The following is a 24,870-nucleotide window of genomic DNA, read 5'->3' as shown; positions in this document are numbered from 1 at the left end:
GCCGCATCTTTTTGTGACGCCTACTACACTTTATTTTCATCGGGATAGTCACCCAGGAAGGTGTTTATGAGCAAAAAAACGCAGCATTTCTCGCTTAAGGTGCTGACGATAAACATTCATAAGGGCTTCACAGCATTTAACCGCCGCTTCATTTTACCGGAGCTGCGCGACGCGGTACGCACCGTCAGCGCCGATATTGTCTGCCTCCAGGAGGTCATGGGCGCGCACGAAGTGCACCCTATGCATTTCGAAAACTGGCCCGACACGCCCCACTACGAGTTTCTGGCGGATACCATGTGGAGCGATTACGCCTACGGGCGCAATGCGGTCTACCCGGAGGGGCATCACGGTAACGCGGTGCTGTCGCGTTTTCCTATCGAGCATTATGAGAACCGCGACGTCTCCGTTGGCGAGAGCGAAAAACGCGGGCTGTTATACTGTCGTATCACCCCCCCGGCGCTCGATTTTCCCATTCATGTGGGCTGTGTTCATCTTGGCCTGCGTGAAGCCCACCGTCAGGCCCAGCTACAGATGCTGGCAGACTGGACCAATGCGCTGCCGGAGGGCGAGCCCGTAGTGGTGGCCGGTGATTTCAACGACTGGCGACAGCGGGCCAACCATCCGCTGAAGGTGAAGGCGGGGCTGGAGGAGATCTTTACCCGCTCACGCGGTCGTCCCGCGCGGACGTTTCCGGTGCGCTTCCCCCTGCTGCGCCTTGACCGCATTTACGTAAAAAATGCCCACGCCAGCAGCCCGACTGCGCTGGCTTTACTCAACTGGCGACATCTCTCCGACCATGCCCCACTCAGCGCGGAGATCCACTTATGAAATGCACATGGCAGGAAGGTAACCGTATTACGCTGCTGGAAAATGGCGATAACTTTTATCCGGCGGTTTTTGAGGCGATTAGCCACGCACAGCAGAAAGTCTTTCTCGAAACGTTTATCTGGTTTGAAGACGACGTGGGCAGGCAGTTGCACAGCGCCCTGCTGCATGCCGCCCGTCGCGGTGTAAAAATCGAGGTTCTGCTCGACGGGTATGGTTCGCCGGATCTCAGCGACGAATTTGTTAACGAGCTCACCGCCGCAGGGGTGGTGTTCCGCTATTACGATCCCGGCCCGCGTCTGTTCGGCATGCGCACCAACCTGTTCCGTCGAATGCACCGCAAAATTGTGGTGGTGGATGAAACGGTGGCCTTCGTTGGCGGCATTAACTACTCCGCCGAGCATATGTCGGATTACGGTCCTGAGGCCAAACAGGATTATGCAATCCGCATTGAGGGACCGGTAGTTCAGGACATTCAGCTGTTCGTGCTGGAAAACTTACCCGGCAAAGAGGCCGCTCGCCGCTGGTGGCGACGCCGTCATCGTCCGGAAGAGAACCGCAAGCCCGGCGAGGCGCAGGCGCTGTTTGTCTGGCGGGATAACGAGGAGCACCGGGACGATATCGAGCGTCATTACCTGAAGATGCTGGCGAACGCGAAGCGCGAGGTGATTATTGCCAACGCCTATTTCTTCCCCGGTTACCGGATATTGCACGCCATGCGCAACGCGGCCCGACGCGGCGTGAGCGTGAAGCTCATCGTGCAGGGTGAGCCCGATATGCCGATTGTGAAGGTGGGCGCGCGTCTGCTCTATCGCTATCTGGTCAAAAGCGGTGTGCAGATCTATGAATATCGTCGCCGCCCGCTGCACGGCAAAGTCGCCGTGATGGATGACCACTGGGCGACCGTCGGCTCCAGCAATCTTGATCCGCTGAGCTTATCGCTCAATCTGGAAGCGAACCTGATCATCCACGATCGCCAGTTTAATCAGACCCTGCGCGATAACCTTCAGGGTCTGATCAACAAAGACTGCGTGCGTGTGGATGAGTCCATGGTGCCGAAACGCAGCTGGTGGAACGTGGGCATCGGCGTGGTGGTGTTCCACTTCCTGCGCCACTTCCCGGCCATGGTGGGCTGGCTGCCCGCGCATACGCCGAAACTGGCGCTGGTGGATCCGCCTGTGCAACCCGAAATGGAAACCCAGGACCGCGTAGAGGCGGAAGATGGAGGGAAAACCTGATGTCGAAATCTCATCCTCGCTGGCGGCTGGCGAAAAAAATCCTGACCTGGCTGTTCTTCATTGCCGTCGCGGTCCTGCTGGTGGTGTATGCCCAGAAGGTAGACTGGGAAGAGGTATGGAAGGTTATTCGCAACTACAACCGGACAGTCCTGCTGGGGGCCGTTGGGCTGGTGATTGTGAGCTACCTGATGTACGGCTGCTATGACCTGCTGGGACGCGCCTACTGCGGGCATAAGCTTGCCAAACGGCAGGTTATGCTGGTGTCATTCATCTGCTACGCCTTTAACCTGACGCTCAGCACCTGGGTGGGCGGGATTGGTATGCGCTATCGCCTGTACTCCCGCCTTGGCTTACCGGGCGGCACCATCACGCGCATTTTCTCGCTGAGTATCACCACCAACTGGCTGGGCTATATTCTCCTCGGCGGGGTGATTTTCACCATCGGCGTGGTGCAGCTACCTGCGCACTGGTATATCGATGAGGCCACGCTGCGCATTCTGGGCATCGTTCTGCTGCTGATCATCGCCGCCTACCTGTGGGCCTGCGCCTTTGCCAAACGTCGCCACATGACCATTAAAGGCCAGAAGCTGGTGCTGCCGTCATGGAAATTTGCCGTCCTGCAAATGGTGGTTTCCAGCGCTAACTGGATGGCGATGGGGGCCATTATCTGGCTGTTGATTGGCGAAGATGTGAACTACTTCTTCGTGCTGGGCGTGCTGCTGGTCAGCAGTATTGCCGGGGTGATTGTGCATATTCCGGCGGGTATTGGCGTACTGGAAGCGGTGTTTATCGCGCTGCTTGCGGGGGAGCATGTGTCTCACGGGACGATTATCGCCGCCCTGCTCGCGTACCGCATGATCTACTACTTCCTGCCGCTGGCGCTGGCAACGGTCTGTTATCTGGTGCTGGAGAGTCGGGCGAAGAAGCTGCGCGCGAAGAACGAGAGGATGTTGGCGAAGTGAGTTGTGTCGGGTAGCGCTGCGGTCTGATGCCCTCACCCCGGCCCTCTCCCACGGGGAGAGGGAGAAAAGCCCGCACCGTGCAATCCCCTCTCCCTGAGGGAGAGGGTTAGGGTGAGGGGGAAATAACTAGCGACGGTTGCCGAAGATACGCAGCAGCATCAGGAACAGGTTGATGAAGTCCAGATAAAGCGTCAGCGCGCCCAGAATCGAGTATTTGCGCAGGTTTGAACTGTCGCGAACATCAATTTGTTCACCGATGTTTTTCAGCTTCTGGGTGTCGTAAGCGGTTAAGCCCACGAAGATCACCACCCCGATATAGGTCACCGCCCACATCAGCGCGTCACTCTTCAGCCACAGGTTCACCAGCGACGCCAGCACGATCCCTATCAGCCCCATAAACAGCATGTTGCCGAAGCCGCTCAGGTCACGTTTGGTGGTGTACCCGTACAGGCTCATCACACCGAACATCCCGCCGGTCACCACAAAGGTGCTGGCGATGGAAGAGTAGGTGTAAACGATGAAAATACTGGAAAGCGTCAGCCCGGTCAGCGCCGAATAGAGCATAAACAGCGTGGTCGCCATACCTGCGCTGAGCTTGTGCACCAGTCCGGAGAGCACGAACACCAGCGCCAGTTGCGCAATAATCAGCCCAAAGAAGGTGATTTTGCTGGAGAAGATAAACATCATCAGTTCAGGCGTGTTTGCCGCATACCACGCGATAAACGCGGTAAGCAGCAGGCCAACCGTCATCCAGCCATACACCTGAGCCATGTAGGTTTGCAGCCCGCTACGGGTCTGCTGAACTATCGAATCGGAACGCGGAAATCGGTCCATGATTCACTCCTGATTAAGTAAACACACACGTTAAGACTAACACATCCACGTAAACCTGTTACCAGCGGCTGGCAGCCTGTTTATCGCTGTCGCGTGATTCCACCCAGCGCTCACCTTCCGGCGTCGCTTCACGCTTCCAGAACGGCGCTTTGGTTTTGAGGTAATCCATGATGAACTCCCCCGCCGCAAACGCGCTCCCGCGATGGGCGCTGGTGACGCCGACAAACACAATCTCTTCGCCGGGCCACATTTCGCCGATGCGATGGATAACCGTAACGCGCCCCAGCGCCCAGCGGCCTCGCGCCTCTTCCACAATGGCCGCCAGCGATTTTTCGGTCATTCCCGGATAGTGCTCCAGCGTCAGCGCTTTTACGCTGTCGCCGAGATTATGATTACGCACTTTCCCGGTAAACGTCACGACCGCGCCGTCTTCGTCGCGCCCGGCCAGCCAGTCATATTCCGTGCCCACGTTAAAACGCTCATGGCCGACCAGAATTCGGGTTTCCGTCATCTTAACCCCCTGTGACCGGCGGGAAGAAGGCCACTTCGTCCCCATCGGCCAGCGGGTGGGTCAACTCCACCAGCGTCTGATTCACGGCGGCCAGCAGTTTGCCTTCGTCCAGCGCCAGCGCCCAGCGGTCGCCTTGCGCCGCCAGATGCGCACGCAGGGCGGCGACGTTTTCGAAAGCGCCGTCCAGCGTCAGGCTGTCGGTATTCACCAGCTCACGCACCTGGGCAAAAAAGAGCACCTTAATCATGGCTTTCCACCTTAAAATCGCCGGATTTGCCGCCGCTTTTTGCCAGCAGACGCACCGGGCCAATCACCATATCTTTCTGTACCGCTTTACACATGTCGTAGATGGTCAGCGCCGCCACGGAGGCCGCCGTCAACGCCTCCATCTCCACGCCGGTTTTCCCGGTTAAGCGGCACAGGGACTCGATACGCACGCGGTTATGCGCCGGCTGCGCCTGCAAATTTACCTCCACTTTGCTGAGCATCAGCGGATGGCAGAGCGGGATGAGGTCCCAGGTACGTTTAGCGGCCTGAATACCGGCGATGCGGGCGGTGGCAAACACGTCCCCCTTGTGATGGCTGCCGTCGATAATCATCGCCAGCGTCTCCGGCAGCATGGTGACGAACGCTTCAGCACGCGCCTCGCGCACCGTTTCGGCTTTGGCGGAGACATCCACCATATGCGCTTCGCCAGCGGCGTTTATGTGGGTCAGTTGTGACATAGCTTATTTCTTTAAATGGGGATGAAAATTACACGGACGGGTACGGGCATCCAGCTGCGGGGCAATAATGTTTTCCCACGCGGTGCGGCAGGCTTTGGTCGACCCCGGCATGGCGAAGATCAGCGTCTTATTCGCAACCCCCGCGACGGCACGGGACTGAAGCGTAGAGGTGCCAATCTCTTCAAAGGAGAGCATGCGGAACACTTCGCCGAAGCCTTCCACTTCGCGATCGAACAGCGGGAGCAGCGCTTCCGGTGCCTGGTCGCCTGCGGTAAAGCCGGTGCCGCCAGTGATCAGCACCACCTGGACGTCATCGCTCGCAATCCACTGTGAGACCTGAGCGCGAATGGCGTAACGGTTTTCTTTGACGATCGCTTTATCAACAATCTGGTGTCCGGCTTCGTGTGCCGCCTCGCGCAGCCAGTGGCCAGAGGTATCATCCTCTTCACCACGACGTTCGGAAACGGTAAGAATAGCAATGCGTGTCGGGATAAATTCCGCGCTTACCTGACTCATCTTCTGGTTCCTTCTAAAGCCTGATTACCCGCCGATATAGGACAGGTTCTGAGTAATGCCGGTGTTGCCCTGATGCAGGAAATGGGTCTGCTTTTTGTGCGTCAGCGCCTCGGAAATACGTGCTTCAAGCGCGTCCTGCTGGGCGTCATCTTCCAGCAAATCGCGTAGATCGACGCCGCCATCCCCGAACAGGCAAAGATGGAGCTTGCCGACGGAGGAGACGCGCAGGCGGTTGCAGCTGGCACAGAAGTCTTTTTCATAGGGCATGATCAGGCCGATTTCGCCTTCATAATCCGGATGACAAAAGACCTGCGCCGGGCCATCGCTGCGCTGGCGGATCTGGTGGATCCAGCCGCGTTTCAGCAGTTCGTCGCGCAGAACCATGCCGGAGATATGATGGCGACGGAACAGCTCGCTACCCTCCCCGGTCTCCATCAGCTCAATAAAACGCAGTTGAATGCGGCGCGGTTTGATCCACGCCAGGAAAGTGTCCAGCTGATGGTGGTTCACATCACGCATCAACACGGTATTGACTTTGACCTTGTCGAAACCGGCGGTGAACGCGGCATCGATGCCGTCCATCACCTGCTGGAACTTATCCTGGCCGGTAATGGCGTGGAACTGACGGGCGTCCAGGCTATCGACGCTGACGTTGATCGCCGTCAGCCCCGCATCGCGCCAGTTCGCCACGTCACGCGCCATGCGGTAACCGTTGGTGGTCACCGCGATCTGGCGGATACGTTCGTTTTCACGCACGGCGGCAATGATGTCAGGGAAATCACGGCGCAGGGAGGGCTCTCCCCCGGTAAGACGCACTTTTTCCGTGCCAAGTTCAGAGAACGCGCGCGTGACGCGGCGTACTTCATCCACGGAGAGAAAGCCATTATTGGTGACGCTGCCCGGCTTGTAGCCATCGGGCAGGCAGTAGGTGCAACGGAAGTTACACACGTCGGTAATCGACAAACGTAAGTAGAAAAACTTACGCGCGAAAGCATCAGTAAGTTGTGAAGCCATGTACACCTTTCCAGATCGGGAGGCACAGTCATTTCTTTCTGTACCCTGGTGGCAAATCCGCCACGGCCAGGGCGCCATATCTCTCGACACAGGCGCCAGGGCTAGAGTGTATGTTTTCAGTTTTGAAAACGTGGTTATGGCGATAGTAGCGTGGAAATCGCCACTTCGCCATTGTCGCTTTTCGCTATATAAATTTATATATAACGATGTTATCGTGCATTTTCACTACAGAATACGCAAAAACAGCGCTTTCGCATTGATATACGTCATTATGGTTTGTGAGAGGCATCGTCTTTTAGGAGTAGTTGCGTTACTGTGACGCAAGCTTAACAGGATAAGGAATAGGTATGCGCAATCGCACTTTTGCGGATCTGGACCGCGTGGTCGCTCTTGGCGGAGGTCACGGTCTGGGACGCGTGATGTCGTCGTTATCGTCACTGGGCTCGCGCCTGACGGGCATCGTGACAACAACGGACAACGGCGGCTCAACCGGGCGGATCCGACGCGCTGAAGGCGGGATTGCCTGGGGTGACATGCGCAATTGCCTCAACCAGCTTATCACGGAGCCTAGCGTGGCCTCGGCGATGTTTGAGTACCGTTTTGGCGGAAATGGTGAACTTTCAGGCCATAACCTTGGAAATCTGATGTTAAAGGCGTTGGATCACCTGAGCGTGCGCCCTCTGGAAGCGATCAATTTAATTCGTAACCTGTTAAAGGTGGATGCATTCCTGATCCCGATGTCCGAACAGCCGGTGGATTTAATGGCGATCGATGCCGACGATCACGAAGTGTATGGTGAAGTGAATATCGACCAGCTTCTTCTTCCGCCAAAAGAGCTAATGACCTACCCCAGCGTACCCGCAACGCGTGAAGCGGTAGAAGCGATTGCCGAGACCGATCTGATCCTGATTGGGCCGGGAAGTTTTTATACCAGCCTGATGCCGATCCTGCTGGTGAAAGAGCTGGCGCAGGCGCTGCGCAGAACGCCTGCGCCCATGGTCTATATCGGTAATTTAGGCCGCGAACTCAGCCCGGCGGCGGCAAGCCTGTCGCTGGCGGATAAGCTGGACCTGATGGAACAGTACGTTGGTAAGAAAATTATCGATGGTGTCGTGGTCGGGCCGAAAGTGGATGTATCGGGGATTGGCGATCGCGTGGTGGTGCAGGAGCCGCTGGAAGCCAGCGATATTAAATATCGCCACGACCGCCATTTGCTGCGCGAGGCGCTGGAGAAGGCGATTCAGGCATTAGGTTAGGTTCGTTTTGTGCGGCCTGATGCCCTCACCCCGGCCCTCTCCCACAGGGAGAGGGCGAAAACGCCACCGGGCAAAAAACTACGATGCCGCAATAAACAGATCCCGCAGCTGATGCAGCTGATCGCGGATTTGCGCGGCCTCTTCGAACTCCAGATTCTGCGCGTGCTGCATCATCTGCCCTTCCAGCTCGTGGATCTTCTGCTGCAACGCTTTCGGCGTCAGCGCGACGGTATCCTCTTCCACCACTGAACGGGCCTTGCCGCGGCCTTTCGCTTTGGTCTTCGCAATGTTCTGACCCAGCGCCAGGATATCCACCACCTTCTTGTTCAGCCCCTGCGGCGTGATGCCGTGCTCTTCGTTGTAGCGCTGCTGCTTCTCGCGACGACGTTCCGTTTCGCCAATCGCTTTGGCCATCGACGGGGTGATTTTATCCCCGTACAGGATCGCCTTCCCGTTGACGTTACGCGCGGCGCGGCCAATGGTCTGGATCAGCGAGCGCTCGGAACGCAGGAAGCCCTCTTTGTCCGCGTCCAGAATCGCCACCAGCGACACCTCAGGCATATCCAGCCCTTCTCGCAGAAGGTTAATACCGACCAGCACGTCGAACTCGCCCAGACGCAGATCGCGGATGATCTCCATACGCTCCACGGTATCGATATCCGAGTGCAGATACCGCACCTTCTCGCCGTGTTCTTCCAGATACTCCGTCAAATCTTCCGCCATACGTTTGGTGAGCGTGGTAACCAGCACGCGCTCGTTGATGACGGAGCGGGCACGTATTTCCGAGAGCAGATCGTCCACCTGCGTCGCCACCGGACGCACCTCGATAATCGGATCCAGCAGCCCGGTCGGACGCACCACCTGGTCCACCACGTCATCACCGGATTTTTCCAGCTCGTAGTTGCCCGGCGTGGCCGATACGTAGATGGTCTGCGGAGCAAGCGCCTCAAATTCTTCAAACTTCATCGGACGGTTGTCCAGCGCTGACGGCAGTCGGAACCCGTACTCCACCAGCGTCTCTTTACGCGCGCGGTCACCGCGGTACATCCCGCCGATCTGGGGGATCGTAACGTGGGATTCGTCGATCACCAGCAGGCCGTCCGCCGGAAGGTAGTCAAACAGCGTCGGCGGCGCTTCGCCCGGCCCGCGCCCGGAGAGGTAGCGCGAGTAGTTTTCGATGCCGGAGCAGTAGCCCAACTCGTTCATCATCTCCAGATCGAACTGGGTACGCTGGCTCAGGCGCTGCTCTTCCAGCAGCTTATTGTTCGCCAGCAGCACCTTGCGGCGGTCCGCCAGCTCGGTTTTGATCTCTTCCATCGCCTGCACAATACGCTCGCGCGGCGTTACATAGTGCGTTTTCGGGTAGATGGTGAAGCGCTGGATCACCGACTCGACGTGACCGGTCAACGGATCGAACAGCGACAGGCGTTCAACCTCTTCGTCGAACAGCTCCACGCGCAGCGCCATATCGTCCGACTCCGCCGGGAAGATATCAATCACCTCGCCGCGCACGCGGAAGGTCCCGCGCTGGAACGCCTGATCGTTACGGGTGTACTGCAACTCCGCCAGACGGCGCAAAATCGCACGCTGATCGATGATCATCCCCTGCGTCAGGTGCAGCATCATCTTGAGATAGAGATCCGGATCGCCCAGGCCGTAGATCGCCGACACCGAGGCCACCACCACCACATCACGACGCTCCAGCAGCGCCTTGGTCGCCGACAAACGCATCTGCTCGATATGTTCGTTCACCGAGGCATCTTTCTCGATAAACGTGTCGGAGCTGGGAACGTAGGCTTCCGGCTGGTAGTAGTCGTAGTAGGAGACGAAATACTCCACCGCGTTTTCCGGGAAGAACTCTTTCATCTCACCATACAGCTGCGCCGCCAGCGTTTTGTTCGGCGCGAGAACCATCGTCGGACGCTGGAGATCGGCAATGACGTTGGCAATGGTGAAGGTTTTGCCCGAACCGGTAACCCCCAGCAGGGTCTGGTGCGCCAGCCCGTCCTCCAGCCCCTCTTCCAGGCGACGAATAGCCTCGGGCTGATCCCCGGAAGGACGGAAAGCAGAATTCAGTTTAAACGGTTTACTCATGGGCGACGACCTGATGACAGAATAAGCGGCAGGTGAGTAATTTTACTCGTTGTGGCCAGGATTGCCAGTAAAAAACACTGGATGAAAAAACAGTAGCGTGTCAGGATATTTAGCGTAGCGCAGAGAGGATTAGTGCGTTCGCGAGCCAAATTTCGACTGTGACAAAATAAAACACCAGCCTCAGGGGGTTATCCCCAGAACTATTACTTTTTTAACATTTGTCAAGGGCGGTTATGAAAGTTTTATGGCAACAGGTCTCGCTGGCGTTGAGGGAATTGCTTTTATCTAATTCGTTAAAAAATAAAGACTAATTTATTAAGCCGCGTTTCGCATCAATTTGGTTGTAACCCGCGTATTCTCTCGCTTATCGCGGGTTTTCTAACTCTAATGCACAAGGTTATCCACAGGAATAGTGGATAACTGCCTCCAGCCCGTACAGCATGCACTCCAGCAAATTCCCGGTTTTTCCCACGAAGCGGCAGTAAAAATTTTTATCACTCTTTTTTGCCCGGAAAACGTTCATTTTTTCATAAGCGACTGGCGAGATCTTAATCACAATTCTGTCATTTCTCCTGCACCACAATTCGACATACGCAGCACCGGGAGTGTGCAATTCGTATAAACGTTCAGCTTTTGATAGTGAGTTATTCCTAAAAATGGCCTTTTTTTAATCATTATGAAGTTCCTGGCAGGCGTTTTGCAGACATCACTCTGTGCATCACCCCACACATTTTTAAGGAGAGAAAGATGTTGAGTCTGCGTGCTGTAAATCAGTTTTACGGAAGCCAACATACGCTATGGAACGTGAATATCGATTTCCCGCAAGGCATCTGTACGGGCATTGTTGGCCTGCCTGGCATGGGCAAATCCACGCTTATGAACTGCATTACCGGAAAGGTGCCCGTCGAGAGCGGCACCATCATCTGGCATGAGGCTGGCGCGCCGCCGCATAACTTGCTCAACCCTGCGTCCGCATTCCCGGCGCCGCCGACGATAGGCTACGTCCCGCAGGATCGGCGGATATTTTCGCAGCTGACCGTCGATGAAAATCTGCATATCGCTATGCGGGCGACGGGGAAACCCGACCCGGCATCAAAAAGTGACGTGTATGCCCTGTTTCCGGAGCTTTTTCCGCTGCGACAGAGCCGTGCCTCTGCGCTGTCCCCTGACGACCAGTATCAGCTGGCCCTCGCCAGTGCGCTGGTTAATCGTCCGCGCGTGCTGATTCTGGATGAGCCCATGCATGGCGCAGGGCACGGTTTCGCGCGCAGGCTGGGGCAGCTGCTGGTGCGGCTGAATCGGGAGCTGGGAATGACGGTGCTGTTAGCGGAGCAACAGCTGTCGTTTATCCGCCGGGTAGCGGATCGTTTCTGCATGCTCTATCGCGGGCGTAACGTGGCACAGGGCCACGTTAACGAGCTGGATGACGACCTTATTGCGCACTGGATGGCGCGGGACATAAGGCGCTGAGGTCGAGATAGCGTCCGGTTTCCGCCTGCTCTGCGCCGTCGGCAAGCCACGGGATCTCGCCGAGAAACGGCGCAGGCAGCACCCGCTTCAGCGTCGCCAGATACTCAGCATGACGTTTACCCGGCGCTACCACGTCATTGGCAATCCACCCTGCCAGACGCAACCCGGCCTGCTGCACGGCCTGGGCGGTCAGCATGGCGTGATTGATACAGCCAAGCTTCACGCCAACCACCAGAATGACCGGAAGCTGCTCGGCCTGCACCCAGTCAGCAAATGTCTGCTCGTCGGACAGCGGGGTAAACCAGCCGCCAGCCCCCTCCACCAGCACCCAGTTGGCCTGCGTTTCCAAGACGCGTAACCCGGAAGAGAGCACCGAAAAATCAATCGGACGATCTTCATCGACGCTGACGATGTGCGGCGAGGTGGGTTCAGCAAAGGTATAGGGGTTCACCGCAGAATAGGCCAGCGTAAGGCTGCTGTTACGCTGTAGCGCCAGCGCATCGGTATTACGTAAGCCTTCCGGCGTCATCTCGCTGCCGGAGGCTACGGGCTTATACCCGGCCGTAGTTTTCCCCAGCAGACGCGCCGCCTGCAACAGCGCGGCGCTGGCAACCGTTTTACCGACTTCAGTGTCCGTGCCGGTAACAAAATAACGTTCAGTCACGTTCAATAATCCCATGAAAAAGATGATAAGAGAGCGGGAATCGGCCCCGCTCCTGCGGCCAGGCCAGCTCGAGACGCTGGAGTTGGCCACGGGTAAGGGGTTTCTTCTCCCGTCCGGCGTGCAGGTGCGTCGCGCCTATGCCCTTAAGCGATCGCATGGCGCTTAACGCATCGCTAAATTCGAGGGTGACGGTCTGGACCATGCTGCGATAGCGCCAGCCTGCCAGCGCCTGAGTGACCTGTTGGTGCGAGAGAAACCGGTTGGCGTGCGGCTGCGCATCCACTGCCCTCCACGCCTGATTCAGCTCTGGCAATGAACTTTCCAGCAGGGTGGTAAAGGCCACCGCTCCGCCGGGCCGCGCCACGCGGTATAGCTCGCGTAGGGCCTGCGGCAGGCTGGCGCACCACTGCACCGCCAGATGGCTCCAGACGAGGTCAAACAGCGCATCCTCCAGCGGGATGGCCTCGATATCGGCCACCAGATAACGGTCTGCTGACTGCTGCTGGCGGGCCTCATCCAGCATCTGCGCGGATAAATCCAGCGCCGTGACGTGGCTACCCGTTGCGCGCCAGTAGCGGCTATTGCCGCCAGGCCCGCAGCCAGCGTCGAGCACCTGCGCAAAACGCCCCTCACCGAGCGCGGCCAGCAGCCCGCGGGCGCTCAGGCGTTGCAGCTCATCGTGCTGTGAATAGCTTTGCGCTGCCCGGCCAAACGCGGCGGCAACGGCCTGTTTATTGACGGGAGACATACAGTGCCTCCAGAAGCGTATCGATATCCTGCGGCTCGTGCGCTGCCGTGAGCGTCAGACGCAAGCGCGCGGTGCCTGGCGGCACGGTGGGTGGGCGGATCGCCGTGACCCACTGCCCGCGCTCTCGTAGCGCCTGTGCCAGCATCAGCGCCCGATGGTTTTCACCCACAATCACGGGCTGAATGGCGCTGTGCGAGTCGGTAAGCCGGTAAGGCAGTGCGCTTACCCCCCGGCGAAAACGCTGAATATGGTCGGCCAGGCGCGCCCGGCGTTCAGCGCCGTCTTCGCCGCGGATCACCGCAAGCGACGCAGAGAGCGCCACGGCCTGCGCCGGGGGCATGCTGGTGCTGTAGATCAGGTGCCGGGCGAACTGCACCAGGTAATCGGCCACCGGCTCGCTGCACAACACCGCGGCGCCGCTGACGCCAAAGCCTTTGCCGAAAGTGACCACCAGCAGTTCCGGCCTGACGCGTTGCTGGTGCGCGCTTCCGCGCCCCTCCTCGCCGGTGACGCCAATGCCGTGGGCATCGTCGACCAGCAGCCAGGCGTTCTGCTGTTTTGCGACGTCATGCAAGGTGGCAAGGGGCGCGCTGTCGCCGTCCATGCTGAATACCCCTTCCGTCACCGCCAGCTGAAGCCCTGAACAGGGTTTACCCAGCAGGACGTTCAGCTGAGAGGCATCGTTATGGGCAAAACGCCGCAGCTGCGCCGGGCTGAGACTGGCCGCTTCAAGCAGGGACGCGTGGCTCAGGCGGTCCGCGATGATGCGGTCGTCTTTGCCCATCAGGGCGGCAATCACCGCCTGATTCGCGGCAAAACCGGAGATAAACAGCAGCGCCCGCGGGTAGCCCAGCCAGTCGGCCAGCTCTTCCTCCAGCGCCTGATGCGCCGTGGTGTAGCCGCTGACGTGCCCGGAGCCACCGCTGCCCACGCCGTAACGATCCGCGCCCTGCTGCCAGGCGCGAACGATCTGCGGGTGCTGGCTCAGGCCCAGATAATCGTTGCTGGAGAAATTACAGAACCGCTCTCCTTCCCGGGAGAGAAAACGGCCTGCACCGTTTTCCACTACCCTGCGCACCCGAAACGCATCCGCCGCCCGCCGCTCGTCGAGCGCGGTCCTGATACGTGCCTGCCAGGTCATACGGCTGCCGCGTTGTAGAACTGGTCGGTGTCGGCGTTAAAAATCTGCTGCTCCAGCTGCTGCTGTTGCTCGTTATCCCCCGCCTGTACCTCGGTCTGGTGTGGGTTCAGCCCCAGCTTGCGGAACAGCTGGACATCTTTGTCCTCTTCCGGGTTTGGCGTGGTCAGCAGTTTGCAGCCGTAGAAGATGGAGTTGGCCCCGGCCATGAAGCACATCGCCTGGGTCTGCTCGCTCATCTGCTCGCGACCGGCAGAGAGGCGAACGTAAGAGGTCGGCATCATGATGCGCGCCACCGCGATGGTGCGGATGAAATCGAAGGCATCCACGTCCTCGTTATCCGCCAGCGGCGTCCCTTTTACCTTCACCAGCATGTTGATGGGCACGCTTTCCGGCGGGGTCGGCAGGTTTGCCAGCTGTAACAGCAGGCCGGCACGATCTTTTACCGTCTCGCCCAGTCCCACGATCCCGCCGGAACAGACCTTGATCCCCGCATCACGCACTTTATCCAGCGTGTCCAGACGCTCCTGATAGGTGCGCGTGGTGATGATGTTGCCGTAGAACTCCGGCGAAGTATCGAGGTTGTGGTTGTAGTAATCCAGCCCCGCCGCCGAGAGACGCTGCGCCTGCTCCTCGTTCAGCGTGCCCAAGGTCATGCAGGCTTCAAGCCCCATCGCCTTCACCCCCTTCACCATCTGCTCCAGATAGGGCATGTCGCGGTCATGTGGATTTTTCCACGCCGCGCCCATGCAGAAGCGGGTCGAGCCAGCGTTTTTGGCCTTGCGCGCGGAGTCGAGCACCTGCTCGACTTCCATCAGGCGTTCGGATTCGAGACCGGTTTTATAGCGCGCGCTTTGCGGGCAATATTTGCAGTCTTCCGGGCAAGCCCCGGTTTTGATCGACAGCAGCGTGCTGACCTGAACATGACGCGGATCGAAGTGCTGGCGGTGCACCTGTTGCGCTTCAAACATCAGCTCCAGGAAAGGTTTATTGAATAATTCAGTGACTTGCGACATCGTCCAGCGTGCGTGGTGAGCCATCGGGCTTCTCCAAAGGGTTTTGTTAATTGTCGGTTCGGTTTATACTTGTAAACCTAAAACTTTTCAAAATGGTTTACAAGTCGATTATGACCCAGGACGATCTCGCCTTCGACAAGCAGCATATCTGGCACCCTTACACCTCCACGACCCGCCCCCTTCCCGTCTATCCGGTAGCCTCGGCCCACGGCTGCGAGCTGCATCTTGCCAGCGGCGAGCGGCTTGTTGACGGGATGTCCTCCTGGTGGGCGGCGATCCATGGCTACAACCACCCGCGACTGAACGCGGCGATGAAAGCGCAGATTGACCAGATGTCACACGTGATGTTTGGCGGGATCACGCATCAGCCCGCGGTGGATTTATGCCGTCGCCTGGTAGCGATGACGCCTGAATCGCTGGAGTGCGTTTTCCTGGCCGACTCCGGCTCGGTGGCCGTGGAAGTGGCGATGAAAATGGCGTTGCAGTACTGGCATGCGAAGGGCGAAACGCGCCAGCGGTTCCTTACCTTCCGCAACGGCTATCACGGCGACACTTTCGGCGCGATGTCGGTATGTGATCCGGACAACTCCATGCACAGCCTGTGGAAAGGCTATCTGCCGGAAAACCTGTTTGCGCCAGCCCCGCAGAGCCGCTTCGACGGCGAATGGGACGAGATGGACATGGTGGGCTTCGCGCGGCTGATGGCGGCCCATCGCCACGAGATTGCCGCCGTTATTCTCGAACCGATTGTGCAGGGCGCGGGCGGAATGCGGATGTACCATCCCGAGTGGCTGAAGCGGATTCGGAAGATGTGCGACCGCGAAGGGATCCTGTTGATTGCCGATGAGATCGCCACCGGCTTTGGCCGCACCGGGAAATTGTTCGCCTGCGAGCATGCGGGGATCGCGCCGGATATTCTGTGCCTGGGGAAAGCGCTCACCGGCGGCACCATGACGCTCTCCGCCACGCTTACCACCCGCCAGGTTGCCGATACCATCAGCGACGGCGACGCGGGCTGCTTTATGCACGGCCCGACGTTTATGGGCAACCCGCTGGCCTGCGCCGTGGCAAGCGAAAGCCTCGCCATTCTGGAAAGCGGCGCATGGCAGACGCAGGTGGCGGCGATTGAGGCGCAGCTGAAGCAGCAGTTAAGCGCGGCGGCGGAGGCGGAATACGTCGCGGACGTCCGCGTACTGGGCGCCATCGGGGTAATCGAGACAACGCATCCGGTGAACATGGCCGCGTTGCAGCGCTTCTTCGTTGACCAGGGCGTGTGGGTGCGACCTTTCGGTAAGCTGATTTACCTCATGCCGCCGTACAGCATTTCTGCGGATCAGCTCCGCAAGCTGACCGGGGCAGTGGTTGAAGCCGTTAACACTTCAGCGCATTTCGCGATTTAACCCCATGCGTTACACTTTCTGAATGAGTGAGTAACGAGGGAAATCGGATGAAAATCATCAGTAAAGATTTGCGCGACGGCGAAAAGCTGCCGGAACGTCACGTGTTTAACGGGATGGGTTATCAGGGGGATAATATCTCTCCCCATCTGGCGTGGGACGATGTGCCAGCGGGAACCAAAAGTTTTGTCGTGACCTGCTACGATCCGGATGCGCCAACCGGGTCGGGCTGGTGGCACTGGATCGTGGCAAACCTGCCCGCCGACACGCGCGTGCTGCCGCAGGGCTCCGGTTCCGATCTGGTCGCTCTGCCTGACGGTGCGATTCAGACGCGCACTGACTTTGGCAAAGCGGGCTACGGCGGCGCGGCGCCGCCAAAAGGGGAAACGCACCGCTATATCTTCACCGTGCACGCGCTGGATGTGGACAAGATTGAGGTCGACGAAGGGGCGAGCGGCGCGATGGTAGGCTTTAACGTGCATTTCCATTCGCTGGGTAGCGCGTCGATTACGGCGATGTATTCGTAATCGTGCGGGCTGATGCCCTCACCCCGGCCCTCTCCCACAGGGAGAGGGAGAAAACCTAACAATTCCCTCTCCCTGTGGGAGAGGGTTAGGGTGAGGGTAAAAATCACAGCACCGAAGGTAACAGCCCCACCAGCCGTCCTTCCTCCAGAAGCTGCATCGCCTTATCAATATCCGGCGCAAAGAAGCGGTCGTCATCGTAGTGCGTAACGTGCTCGCGCAGTTCCTGGCGCGCCTGCTCCAGCAGCGGGCTGGATTTTAGCCCTTCGCGCAAATCAATACCCTGACACGCCGCCAGCCACTCCACCGCCAGCACGCCGCGGGTGTTAGAGGCCATCTCCCAGAGGCGACGCCCGGCAGCCGGGGCCATCGAAACGTGATCTTCCTGGTTGGCTGAGGTTGGCAGGCTGTCCACGCTGTGCGGATGCGACAGGGCTTTGTTCTCGCTTGCCAGTGCCGCGGCGGTGACCTGGGCGATCATAAAGCCCGAGTTTACGCCGCCGTTACGCACCAGGAACGGTGGCAACTGGGACATGTGCTTATCCATCATCAGCGCGATTCGACGCTCAGACAACGCCCCGATTTCGGCAATCGCCAGGGCGATATTATCTGCGGCCATCGCCACCGGCTCGGCGTGGAAGTTACCGCCAGAAACCACCTCGTTTTCCTGAGCAAATACCAGTGGGTTATCGGACACCGCATTGGCCTCCACCAGCAGCACTTCTGCCGCCTGGCGCAGCTGCGTCAGGCATGCGCCCATCACCTGCGGCTGGCAGCGCAGGGAATACGGATCCTGCACCTTCTCACAGTTGTGATGCGAATCGGCAATGTCGCTGGTATCGGTAAGTACGTGGCGGTACATGGCAGCGGCATCAATCTGCCCGCGCTGGCCGCGCACCTCGTGGATGCGGGCATCGAACGGACGACGCGAGCCGAGCACCGCCTCAGTGGTCAGTGCACCGCACACCACCGCCGAGGCGAACAGATCTTCCGCTTCAAACAGACCGCGCAGCGCGAAAGCGGTCGACGCCTGCGTGCCGTTGAGCAGCGCCAGCCCCTCTTTTGCCGCGAGGGTGATCGGCGTTAAGCCAGCTTTTTTCAGCGCCTCTTTCGCAGGCAGCCACTCCCCTTGCCAGCGCGCCTGGCCTTCACCCAGCAGGAGCAGCGACATATGCGCCAGCGGCGCCAGATCGCCGGAGGCGCCGACGGAGCCCTTCGCCGGGATCCACGGATAAACTTCCGCATTGACCAGCGCCATCAGCGCCTGGATCACGCTCAGACGAATGCCGGAAAACCCACGCGCCAGGCTGTTGATTTTCAACACCATCATCAGGCGGACGATCTCATCGTCCAGCGGCTGGCCAACCCCCGCCGCGTGCGACAGCACCAGCGAACGCTGTAAATTCTCCAGATCGTGCGTGGCGATGCGGGTCTGCGCCAGCAGGCCAAACCCGGTATTGATGCCGTAGGCGGTGCGCCCCTCCGCCACAATCGCCTCCACGCAGGCCACGCTGTCGTTAATGGCACGGTGGGCGCTTTCATCAAGGGAGAGTGTCACCGGCTGACGCCAGACGTGACGCAGCTGTTTGAGCGTCAGCGAGCCGGGAGTAAGTGTTAACGCGTTCATGCAGGCTTTCCTTGTGTGGCGGGGATCATCGGCAGGTTCAGGCCCTGCTCTTTGGCACAATCAATGGCAATCTCGTAACCCGCATCCGCGTGACGCATCACGCCGGTTGCCGGGTCGTTGTGCAGCACGCGAGCGATACGCGCGGCCGCTTCATCAGTTCCGTCACAGACGATGACCATCCCGGAGTGCTGGGAGAAGCCCATCCCGACGCCGCCGCCGTGGTGCAGCGATACCCAGGTCGCGCCGCTGGCGGTGTTCAGCAGGGCATTCAGCAGCGGCCAGTCGGAGACCGCATCCGAGCCGTCGCGCATGGCTTCGGTTTCACGGTTCGGACTGGCGACAGAGCCGGAGTCCAGGTGGTCGCGGCCAATGACGATCGGCGCGGAGACTTCGCCGCTGCGCACCATTTCGTTAAAGGCGAGGCCGAGTTTTTGCCGCCACTCCAGCCCGACCCAGCAGATACGCGCCGGCAGGCCCTGGAAGTTAATGCGCTCGCGCGCCATATCCAGCCAGCGATGCAGGTGTTCGTCGTCGGCGACAATCTCTTTCACTCTGGCGTCGGTTTTGTAGATATCCTCCGGGTCGCCGGACAGTGCAACCCAGCGGAACGGCCCAATGCCGCGGCAGAACAGAGGACGAATATAGGCGGGCACGAAGCCGGGGAAGTCAAAGGCGTTATTCACCCCCATCTCTTTCGCCATCTGGCGGATGTTATTCCCGTAATCAAAGGTCGGAATACCCATCTTACTGAAGGCCAGCATCGCGGAGACGTGTTCCGCCATGGCGCGTTTAGCCGCCAGTACCGTGCCCTCAGGATCGGTTTCCGCTTTTTGCTGGTAGTCTTCCCACGTCCAGCCTTTTGGCAGATAGCCGTGGAGCGGATCGTGAGCGCTGGTCTGGTCGGTGACCAGATCCGGACGCACGCCGCGCGCCACCAGTTCCGGCAGAATATCCGCCGCGTTGCCGCACAGGGCAACCGACACGGCTTTGCCTTCAGCGGTGTACTTTTTGATGCGCGCCAGCGCGTCATCGAGGTTGTCGGCCTGTTCATCAACATAGCGGGTACGCAGACGGAAATCGATGCGGCTCTGCTGGCACTCAATGTTCAGGGAGCACGCGCCCGCCAGCGTCGCGGCCAGCGGCTGCGCGCCGCCCATGCCGCCCAGTCCAGCGGTGAGCACCCAGCGGCCTTTCAGTGATCCGTTATAGTGCTGACGGCCCGCTTCCACGAAGGTTTCATACGTGCCCTGCACAATCCCCTGGCTGCCGATGTAGATCCAGCTACCCGCGGTCATCTGGCCGTACATGGCCAGCCCTTTTGCGTCCAGCTCGTTGAAGTGTTCCCACGTCGCCCAGTGCGGCACCAGGTTGGAGTTGGCAATCAGCACGCGGGGCGCATTTTTATGGGTTTTGAATACGCCCACCGGTTTGCCGGATTGCACCAGCAGCGTTTCGTCGTTTTCGAGATTCGTCAAAGACTCGACAATCGCGTCATAGCACGCCCAGTTGCGCGCGGCGCGGCCAATGCCGCCGTAGACCACCAGCTCGTGGGGATTTTCTGCTACCTCAGGATCAAGGTTGTTCATCAACATGCGCAGCGGTGCTTCGGTGAGCCAGCTTTTTGCGGTGAGCGTGGTGCCGCGCGCGGCGCGGACATCCTGCTTGCGGTATTTATCTGACGACATTGTGTGTTCCTCATAAGGGACAGGTGATGCATTTAGATATACTTGTATAGACAAGCACACACAAGGTCGGATTTAACAAAAAAGATACAATTTTGCTATATTGCGTTAGCGATCACGCTTATAAAACTTATGACATAAAGTGGCCCTGCAACCGGTAGCGATTCCCCGGGAATAGCAGCTTCGCATGCGACACAATTTGCGAGGACGACCAGGTACGACGGCGGATCAGCAGACAGGGATCGTGCTCTTTAATACGCAACAGCACGCACTCCTGCGGCGTGGCGCGCACGGCTTCCACGATATGCTCCCCTTCCGTCAGCGGGGCGACGAGCGAGAGATACGCATGCGGTGTGGTTTGGGTGTAATCCTGGCTCAGGTAATCCGGTATCCGCTCCGCGTTGACGCAGCGATCTTCAATCTGGACCGGAATGTCGTTCTCATAATGCACCATCACCGAATGGAAAATCCGGGTGCCCTCGGTAACGTTCAGCTCGATGGCCTGTTCGGCGCTGGCCTGCGTCTCTTCAAGCACCAGCACCTCGCAGTGGTGCTGATGGTTGCGGGCGGCAATTTCATCGGCAATGCTGCGGATTTCAAACAGCGCCGACTGTCCTTTTGGCTCGGCGACAAAGGTTCCGACACCCTGCAAACGCACCAGCAACCCTTCATCGGTCAGTTCACGCAGTGCGCGGTTGATGGTCATTCGGCTAAAGCCAAACTGCGCCACCAGCTCGGCCTCGGACGGAATGCGGTCGTGCGGGCGCCAGACGCCGGCGGCGATTTTTTCGCTGATCGCCTGCTTCACCTTTTCGTAAAAAGGCGCGGGAGGGCTCGGCTGCGGCAGGGGCGAGCGTGAAAACATCATGACTCCTTGAATGTTGTTATGCCCACCAGTGAGCAATTTGCCAGGCCAGTCGGGCGGCGAGCTTAGCGCCCTGTCCGTCCCGATCGTAGTGCGGATTGAATTCCACCAGATCCGCCGCCTGTAGTTTACCGCTTCGGCAGATACGCTCAATCACCGGGAACAGATCCAGCGCCGGGATCCCCAACGCCGCAGGGGCGGACACGGCGGGCATTTCTGCGGCAGGCAACACATCAAGGTCAACGGTGAGATAAACCCGGTCTGCCTGCGCAAGCACGCTATCCAGCGCGGATAGCGCATCCCGGCGAAAATCGAGATCTTCAACCAGCGTCACGTTCAACCGCTCAGCTTCCTCCCACAGCGCCTGAGTATTCGCCGCACGGCTTACCCCCAGGCAGGCGTAGTGAAACACCCGCGACTGAGACGCGCAGTAGTGCGCCAGCTGGCGGAACGGCGTGCCGGACGTTGCCCGTTCGGCCTTGCGTAAATCGAGGTGCGCATCCAGGTTGATCACCGCAAGGCAATCGTTCGGAAAGGCGTCCAGCACGCCGCGCCCGTGCGCCCAGGCGGTTTCATGTCCACCGCCGAAAACCAGAGTACGCATCCCGGATTGCTGGCACGCGGTTATGGCCTCGCTCAGCGCCTGCTGTGCCGCCTCCAGCGCGTGGCCTTCAACATAAATAGCGCCCATATCCACGAGGCGCGCATGCCCCTGATGGCTCGCCATATTCGCCAGCGCGCCACGCAACACATCGGGCGCCTGTGCAGCACCGGGCCTGCCCTGGTTACGCTTAACCCCTTCATCACATTCAAAGCCCAGCAGGGCGATGCCTGACGGCGCGGGAGAAAAGTGTTCGCGCTGCTGTATGGTCTGGAAGAGACGTTTCGCGGTGCTGGACTCGGCGCTGTCGTCACGACCCTGCCAGACCTGCGGAGAAACGGGATGCCACAGTTTCATGCTACCTGCCCCCGAAACACGCGTTGATACAAAGGATTCCGCCCCGGCTCGTAAACCATCTCAACCGGATGATTCGCCTCCCAGACGACGAAATCAGCCACATAACCGGGCTTTAACTGCCCGTGCGTCGCACCACGTCCTAGCGCCTGCGCCGCATGCCGCGTCACGCCAGCCCAGGCCTCTTCCGGCGTGAGGCCAAACTGGACGCAGGCCATGTTCATTGCCAGATGCAGGCTGGCAAACGGGCTGGTGCCCGGGTTGTAGTCGGTAGCCACCGCCATCGGCACGCCCTGCTCTCTCAGCTTCGCCACTGGTGGACGCTGGCGCTCCTGAAGAAAATAGAACGCGCCGGGGAGCAATACCGCCACCGTGCCGCTTTGCGCCATCGCCTGAATACCTTCATCATCAAGATACTCAATATGATCGGCCGACAGCCCTTTATACTGGCTGACCAGCGCCGCGCCGCCGAGATTCGACAGTTGTTCTACATGCCCTTTTACCGGGATCCCGAGCGCGGCGGCGGCCCGGAACAGGCGCTCGGTTTGCGCCGGGGTAAAGCCGACGTTTTCACAAAACACGTCCACCGCTTCAAATAACTCTTTTTGCCACAGCGTGGGCATAATCTGCTCACAGACCAGCGCCAGATAGGCATCCGGATCGTGTCGGTACTCGGCAGGAACGGCGTGCGCGGCCAGCAGCGTCGGGCTGATATCGACCAGATTATTCAGGCTGAGCTGGCGGGCAACCAGCAGCATTTTCTCTTCGGCTTCGGCATTCAGTCCGTATCCCGATTTGATTTCAACGGTCGTTACGCCTTCATTCATCAGCCGCTGGAGTCGCTGCTGCGCCACCGTCAGGAGCGTTTCCGGCGAACTGTTGCGGGTGGCCGTGACCGTGGCGTTAATTCCGCCGCCCTGCGCGCTAATGGTCTGATATGACACGCCGTTAAGCCGTTGCTCCCATTCCGCTGCGCGATCGCCGCCGAACACCAGATGGGTGTGGCAATCGATCAGGCCGGGGGTAACCAGACGCCCGTCGAGATCGACACACTGACGATGCCCGGAGGGGATCCCGGATTCAGGAATAATGGCCAGAATCGTCTGGCCGCGCACAACGAGGGCATGTTGTTCTCTCAGGCCGTAGGGCTCCGCCTCACCTGTCGCCAGGGTTGCCAGTCGCGCATTTCGCCATATCACATCATCGGGATGAAGCTGCTGCATGTGCCTTCCACTTGTCATGGGTTGTATAGACATTTATTTTCATCTGCCGCCTGCTGTCAACCGCATTGGGGGAAAATGTTATTTATTTGTGATGACTTTCCCGTCGCCTGCGGGCAAAAATGCAACTTTTCCGGTTTTTATCTTCCCGTTTCGCTCAACTTAGTATAAAAAAGCAGGCTATTTCGTCTATCCAGATAAGACTTGCATACCCAGGAGCATTACCTTGAATATTTCCAGGATTTCCCGTCTGGCGTTGGCACTCGCCTTTGGCGTGACTTTATCCGCTTGCAGTTCAACACCACCGGATCAGCAACCTTCTGAGCAGGTTGCTCCGGGCACCGCTTCCCGTCCGATCCTGTCAGCGGCTGAAGCGAAGAACTTCACCCGTGCGCACTATTTCTCGGCGATGGATCCCAATGCAGCCCCGTGGACGCCTTCTTCTATTAACCTGCCGAAACAGCCAGACTTCGTTGTCGGCCCGGCCGGGGCAGAGGGCGTTACACACACCTCTATTCAGGCAGCCGTTGATGCCGCAATCACCAAACACAGCGCATCTCGTCAGTACATTGCCATCCTGCCGGGTGAATACGAAGGAACCGTTTATGTTCCGGCGGCACCGGGAAGCATTACGCTTTACGGCCTGGGCGAAAAAGCGGTCGACGTAAAAATTGGCCTGGCGATTGATTCAGAGATCGACAGCACCACCTGGCGCCATCTGGTGAACCCGGCCGGTAAATACATGCCAGGTAAACCGGCGTGGTATATGTTTGATAACTGCCAGCGCAAGCGTGCCGCCACCATTGGCGTGATGTGTTCGGCGGTATTCTGGTCACAGAACAATGGCCTGCAATTGCAGAACCTGACCATTCAGAACACCCTGGGCGACAGCGTTGACGCAGGTAATCATCAGGCCGTGGCGCTGCGTAGCGATGGCGACAAGGTACAGATTAACAACGTCAATATCCTGGGCCGCCAGAACACCTTCTTCGTGACCAACAGCGGCGTGCAGAATACCCTTCAGAACAACCGTCTGACGCGTACTCTGGTCACCAACAGCTACATTGAAGGCGACGTGGATATGGTCTCTGGCCGCGGCGCGGTGGTATTTGATAACACCGACTTTCGCGTGGTGAATTCACGTACGCAGCAGGAAGGTTACGTCTTTGCCCCGGCCACGCAGTCTAACCTGTTCTATGGCTTCCTGGCCGTGAATAGCCGCTTTACTGCTGCTGGCGATGGCGTGGCGCAGCTTGGTCGCTCTCTGGACGTGGACTCCGCCACTAACGGCCAGGTCGTGATCCGCGACAGCGTGATTAACGAAGGCTTTAACATGGCAAAACCGTGGGCGGATGCGGCGATCTCGAAACGTCCTTTCTCCGGCAACACCGGCACGGTGGATGAGAAAGACAACGTGCAGCGTAACCTGAATGACGCTAACTTTAACCGCATGTGGGAATATAACAACCGCGGTCTGGGTAGCAAAGTGGTTGCTGAGCCGAAGCAGTAAAATGCCTGCTGCCGGGTGGCGGCTGCGCCTTACCCGGCCTACCTCATGCATTAACCGCGCATAAAAAAACCTCGCATTT

General features: G+C 58.9%; 24 protein-coding genes and 1 riboswitch. Of the genes, 8 read left to right on the top strand and 16 right to left on the bottom strand.

All coding sequences use genetic code 11. The features are described 5' to 3' along the window. The first annotated feature begins 66 nt into the window (after positions 1-66). Genes ACOTY5_RS02735 through ACOTY5_RS02725 form a run of 3 tightly spaced genes read left to right on the top strand, consistent with a single transcriptional unit; the run spans position 67 to position 3,025 of the window. On the top strand, positions 67-828 hold the full coding sequence (locus ACOTY5_RS02735) for an endonuclease/exonuclease/phosphatase family protein (RefSeq protein WP_017384933.1): 762 nt from the start codon (positions 67-69) through the stop codon (positions 826-828). Next, positions 825-2,063: a cardiolipin synthase ClsB gene (clsB, locus tag ACOTY5_RS02730; RefSeq protein WP_015571079.1), complete on the top strand. Its 1,239-nt coding sequence runs from the start codon at positions 825-827 to the stop codon at positions 2,061-2,063. The genes ACOTY5_RS02735 and clsB overlap by 4 nt, the downstream gene beginning before the upstream one ends. Then, entirely contained in the window at positions 2,063-3,025 is a 963-nt protein-coding gene (locus ACOTY5_RS02725; RefSeq protein WP_015571080.1) for a lysylphosphatidylglycerol synthase domain-containing protein, read from the top strand. The genes clsB and ACOTY5_RS02725 overlap by 1 nt, the downstream gene beginning before the upstream one ends. Before the next feature lie 126 nt (positions 3,026-3,151). On the opposite strand, the gene ACOTY5_RS02720 is transcribed toward ACOTY5_RS02725, so the two are convergent. The 6 genes from ACOTY5_RS02720 to moaA form a co-directional block, all read right to left on the bottom strand. Then, positions 3,152-3,859, bottom strand: coding sequence for a Bax inhibitor-1/YccA family protein (locus ACOTY5_RS02720; protein ID WP_015571081.1), 708 nt, complete (start codon positions 3,857-3,859; stop codon positions 3,152-3,154). Positions 3,860-3,917: 58 nt separating this feature from the next. Then, positions 3,918-4,370, bottom strand: coding sequence for a molybdopterin synthase catalytic subunit MoaE (gene moaE / locus ACOTY5_RS02715; protein ID WP_045142377.1), 453 nt, complete (start codon positions 4,368-4,370; stop codon positions 3,918-3,920). A 1-nt stretch (position 4,371) separates the two neighbouring features. Continuing rightward, positions 4,372-4,617 (bottom strand): molybdopterin synthase sulfur carrier subunit, encoded by a 246-nt coding sequence (gene moaD, locus ACOTY5_RS02710; protein ID WP_040117401.1) that lies wholly within the window; start codon positions 4,615-4,617, stop codon positions 4,372-4,374. After that, entirely contained in the window at positions 4,610-5,095 is a 486-nt protein-coding gene (gene moaC, locus ACOTY5_RS02705) for a cyclic pyranopterin monophosphate synthase MoaC (RefSeq protein WP_017384934.1), read from the bottom strand. The genes moaD and moaC overlap by 8 nt, the downstream gene beginning before the upstream one ends. Positions 5,096-5,098: 3 nt before the next feature. Continuing rightward, positions 5,099-5,611, bottom strand: a complete 513-nt coding sequence (gene moaB, locus ACOTY5_RS02700) for a molybdenum cofactor biosynthesis protein B (protein WP_022647501.1) — start codon at positions 5,609-5,611, stop codon at positions 5,099-5,101. 24 nt (positions 5,612-5,635) lie between these two features. Beyond that, complete coding sequence (gene moaA, locus ACOTY5_RS02695) at positions 5,636-6,625, bottom strand: GTP 3',8-cyclase MoaA (RefSeq protein ID WP_017384935.1); 990 nt, start codon at positions 6,623-6,625, stop codon at positions 5,636-5,638. Beyond that, positions 6,613-6,746, bottom strand: a riboswitch (molybdenum cofactor riboswitch). Its footprint overlaps the gene before it by 13 nt. A 226-nt stretch (positions 6,747-6,972) precedes the next feature. Between moaA and yvcK the strand changes: the two genes are divergently transcribed. Next, positions 6,973-7,881: a uridine diphosphate-N-acetylglucosamine-binding protein YvcK gene (gene yvcK / locus ACOTY5_RS02690; RefSeq protein ID WP_045142378.1), complete on the top strand. Its 909-nt coding sequence runs from the start codon at positions 6,973-6,975 to the stop codon at positions 7,879-7,881. 78 nt (positions 7,882-7,959) lie between these two features. Here the strand turns inward: yvcK and uvrB are convergent, their stop codons facing one another. Beyond that, positions 7,960-9,975, bottom strand: coding sequence for an excinuclease ABC subunit UvrB (gene uvrB, locus ACOTY5_RS02685; protein ID WP_045142379.1), 2,016 nt, complete (start codon positions 9,973-9,975; stop codon positions 7,960-7,962). Between the two features lie 747 nt (positions 9,976-10,722). Between uvrB and ACOTY5_RS02680 the strand changes: the two genes are divergently transcribed. Continuing rightward, positions 10,723-11,445, top strand: a complete 723-nt coding sequence (locus tag ACOTY5_RS02680) for an ABC transporter ATP-binding protein (protein WP_045142380.1) — start codon at positions 10,723-10,725, stop codon at positions 11,443-11,445. Here the strand turns inward: ACOTY5_RS02680 and bioD are convergent. From bioD to bioB, 4 genes are read right to left on the bottom strand one after another with little or no spacing between them, the layout of a single operon-like run. Further along, positions 11,408-12,109, bottom strand: a complete 702-nt coding sequence (bioD, locus tag ACOTY5_RS02675; protein ID WP_026094362.1) for a dethiobiotin synthase — start codon at positions 12,107-12,109, stop codon at positions 11,408-11,410. The two genes, ACOTY5_RS02680 and bioD, sit on opposite strands and share 38 nt — an antisense overlap. Beyond that, on the bottom strand, positions 12,102-12,857 hold the full coding sequence (bioC, locus tag ACOTY5_RS02670; RefSeq protein ID WP_040117398.1) for a malonyl-ACP O-methyltransferase BioC: 756 nt from the start codon (positions 12,855-12,857) through the stop codon (positions 12,102-12,104). The genes bioD and bioC overlap by 8 nt, the downstream gene beginning before the upstream one ends. Then, entirely contained in the window at positions 12,841-13,998 is a 1,158-nt protein-coding gene (gene bioF, locus ACOTY5_RS02665) for an 8-amino-7-oxononanoate synthase (RefSeq protein ID WP_045142381.1), read from the bottom strand. The genes bioC and bioF overlap by 17 nt, the downstream gene beginning before the upstream one ends. Further along, complete coding sequence (gene bioB / locus ACOTY5_RS02660; protein ID WP_017694116.1) at positions 13,995-15,035, bottom strand: biotin synthase BioB; 1,041 nt, start codon at positions 15,033-15,035, stop codon at positions 13,995-13,997. Before bioB ends, bioF begins: the two co-directional genes overlap by 4 nt. A gap of 86 nt (positions 15,036-15,121) precedes the next feature. Between bioB and bioA the strand changes: the two genes are divergently transcribed. Together bioA and ACOTY5_RS02650 are read left to right on the top strand one after the other, a co-directional pair. Continuing rightward, positions 15,122-16,411 (top strand): adenosylmethionine--8-amino-7-oxononanoate transaminase, encoded by a 1,290-nt coding sequence (bioA, locus tag ACOTY5_RS02655; protein ID WP_017384943.1) that lies wholly within the window; start codon positions 15,122-15,124, stop codon positions 16,409-16,411. A 47-nt stretch (positions 16,412-16,458) separates the two neighbouring features. Next, positions 16,459-16,935 (top strand): kinase inhibitor, encoded by a 477-nt coding sequence (locus ACOTY5_RS02650; RefSeq protein ID WP_003858531.1) that lies wholly within the window; start codon positions 16,459-16,461, stop codon positions 16,933-16,935. Positions 16,936-17,038: 103 nt separating this feature from the next. On the opposite strand, the gene hutH is transcribed toward ACOTY5_RS02650, so the two are convergent. From hutH to hutI, 5 genes are all read right to left on the bottom strand, one after another. After that, the gene (hutH, locus tag ACOTY5_RS02645; protein ID WP_015571090.1) at positions 17,039-18,559 is read right to left on the bottom strand and encodes a histidine ammonia-lyase; all 1,521 of its coding nucleotides are present in this window, start codon (positions 18,557-18,559) and stop codon (positions 17,039-17,041) included. Continuing rightward, on the bottom strand, positions 18,556-20,244 hold the full coding sequence (gene hutU / locus ACOTY5_RS02640) for a urocanate hydratase (RefSeq protein ID WP_003858533.1): 1,689 nt from the start codon (positions 20,242-20,244) through the stop codon (positions 18,556-18,558). Before hutU ends, hutH begins: the two co-directional genes overlap by 4 nt. 127 nt (positions 20,245-20,371) lie before the next feature. Next, positions 20,372-21,106: a histidine utilization repressor gene (locus tag ACOTY5_RS02635; RefSeq protein WP_017694120.1), complete on the bottom strand. Its 735-nt coding sequence runs from the start codon at positions 21,104-21,106 to the stop codon at positions 20,372-20,374. Positions 21,107-21,125: 19 nt separating this feature from the next. Then, a complete protein-coding gene (gene hutG / locus ACOTY5_RS02630) occupies positions 21,126-22,064 on the bottom strand; it encodes a formimidoylglutamase (RefSeq protein WP_045142382.1) in 939 nt (312 codons plus the stop codon). Then, positions 22,061-23,284 carry an imidazolonepropionase gene (gene hutI, locus ACOTY5_RS02625; RefSeq protein WP_045142383.1) on the bottom strand — a complete coding sequence of 408 codons (1,224 nt, stop codon included), beginning with the start codon at positions 23,282-23,284 and terminating at the stop codon, positions 22,061-22,063. The genes hutG and hutI overlap by 4 nt, the downstream gene beginning before the upstream one ends. A gap of 223 nt (positions 23,285-23,507) precedes the next feature. On the opposite strand from hutI, the gene ACOTY5_RS02620 reads away from it, so the two are divergent. Beyond that, complete coding sequence (locus ACOTY5_RS02620; protein WP_023296146.1) at positions 23,508-24,791, top strand: putative acyl-CoA thioester hydrolase; 1,284 nt, start codon at positions 23,508-23,510, stop codon at positions 24,789-24,791. The last annotated feature ends 79 nt before the right edge of the window (positions 24,792-24,870 follow it).

The sequence above is a fragment of the Enterobacter cloacae complex sp. SHL018 genome (assembly GCF_049237905.1).
Lineage (GTDB): Bacteria > Pseudomonadota > Gammaproteobacteria > Enterobacterales > Enterobacteriaceae > Enterobacter > Enterobacter hormaechei_C.
The sequence above is the reverse complement of the archived record's forward strand: the minus strand, read 5'-3'. Positions and strand labels throughout refer to the sequence as shown.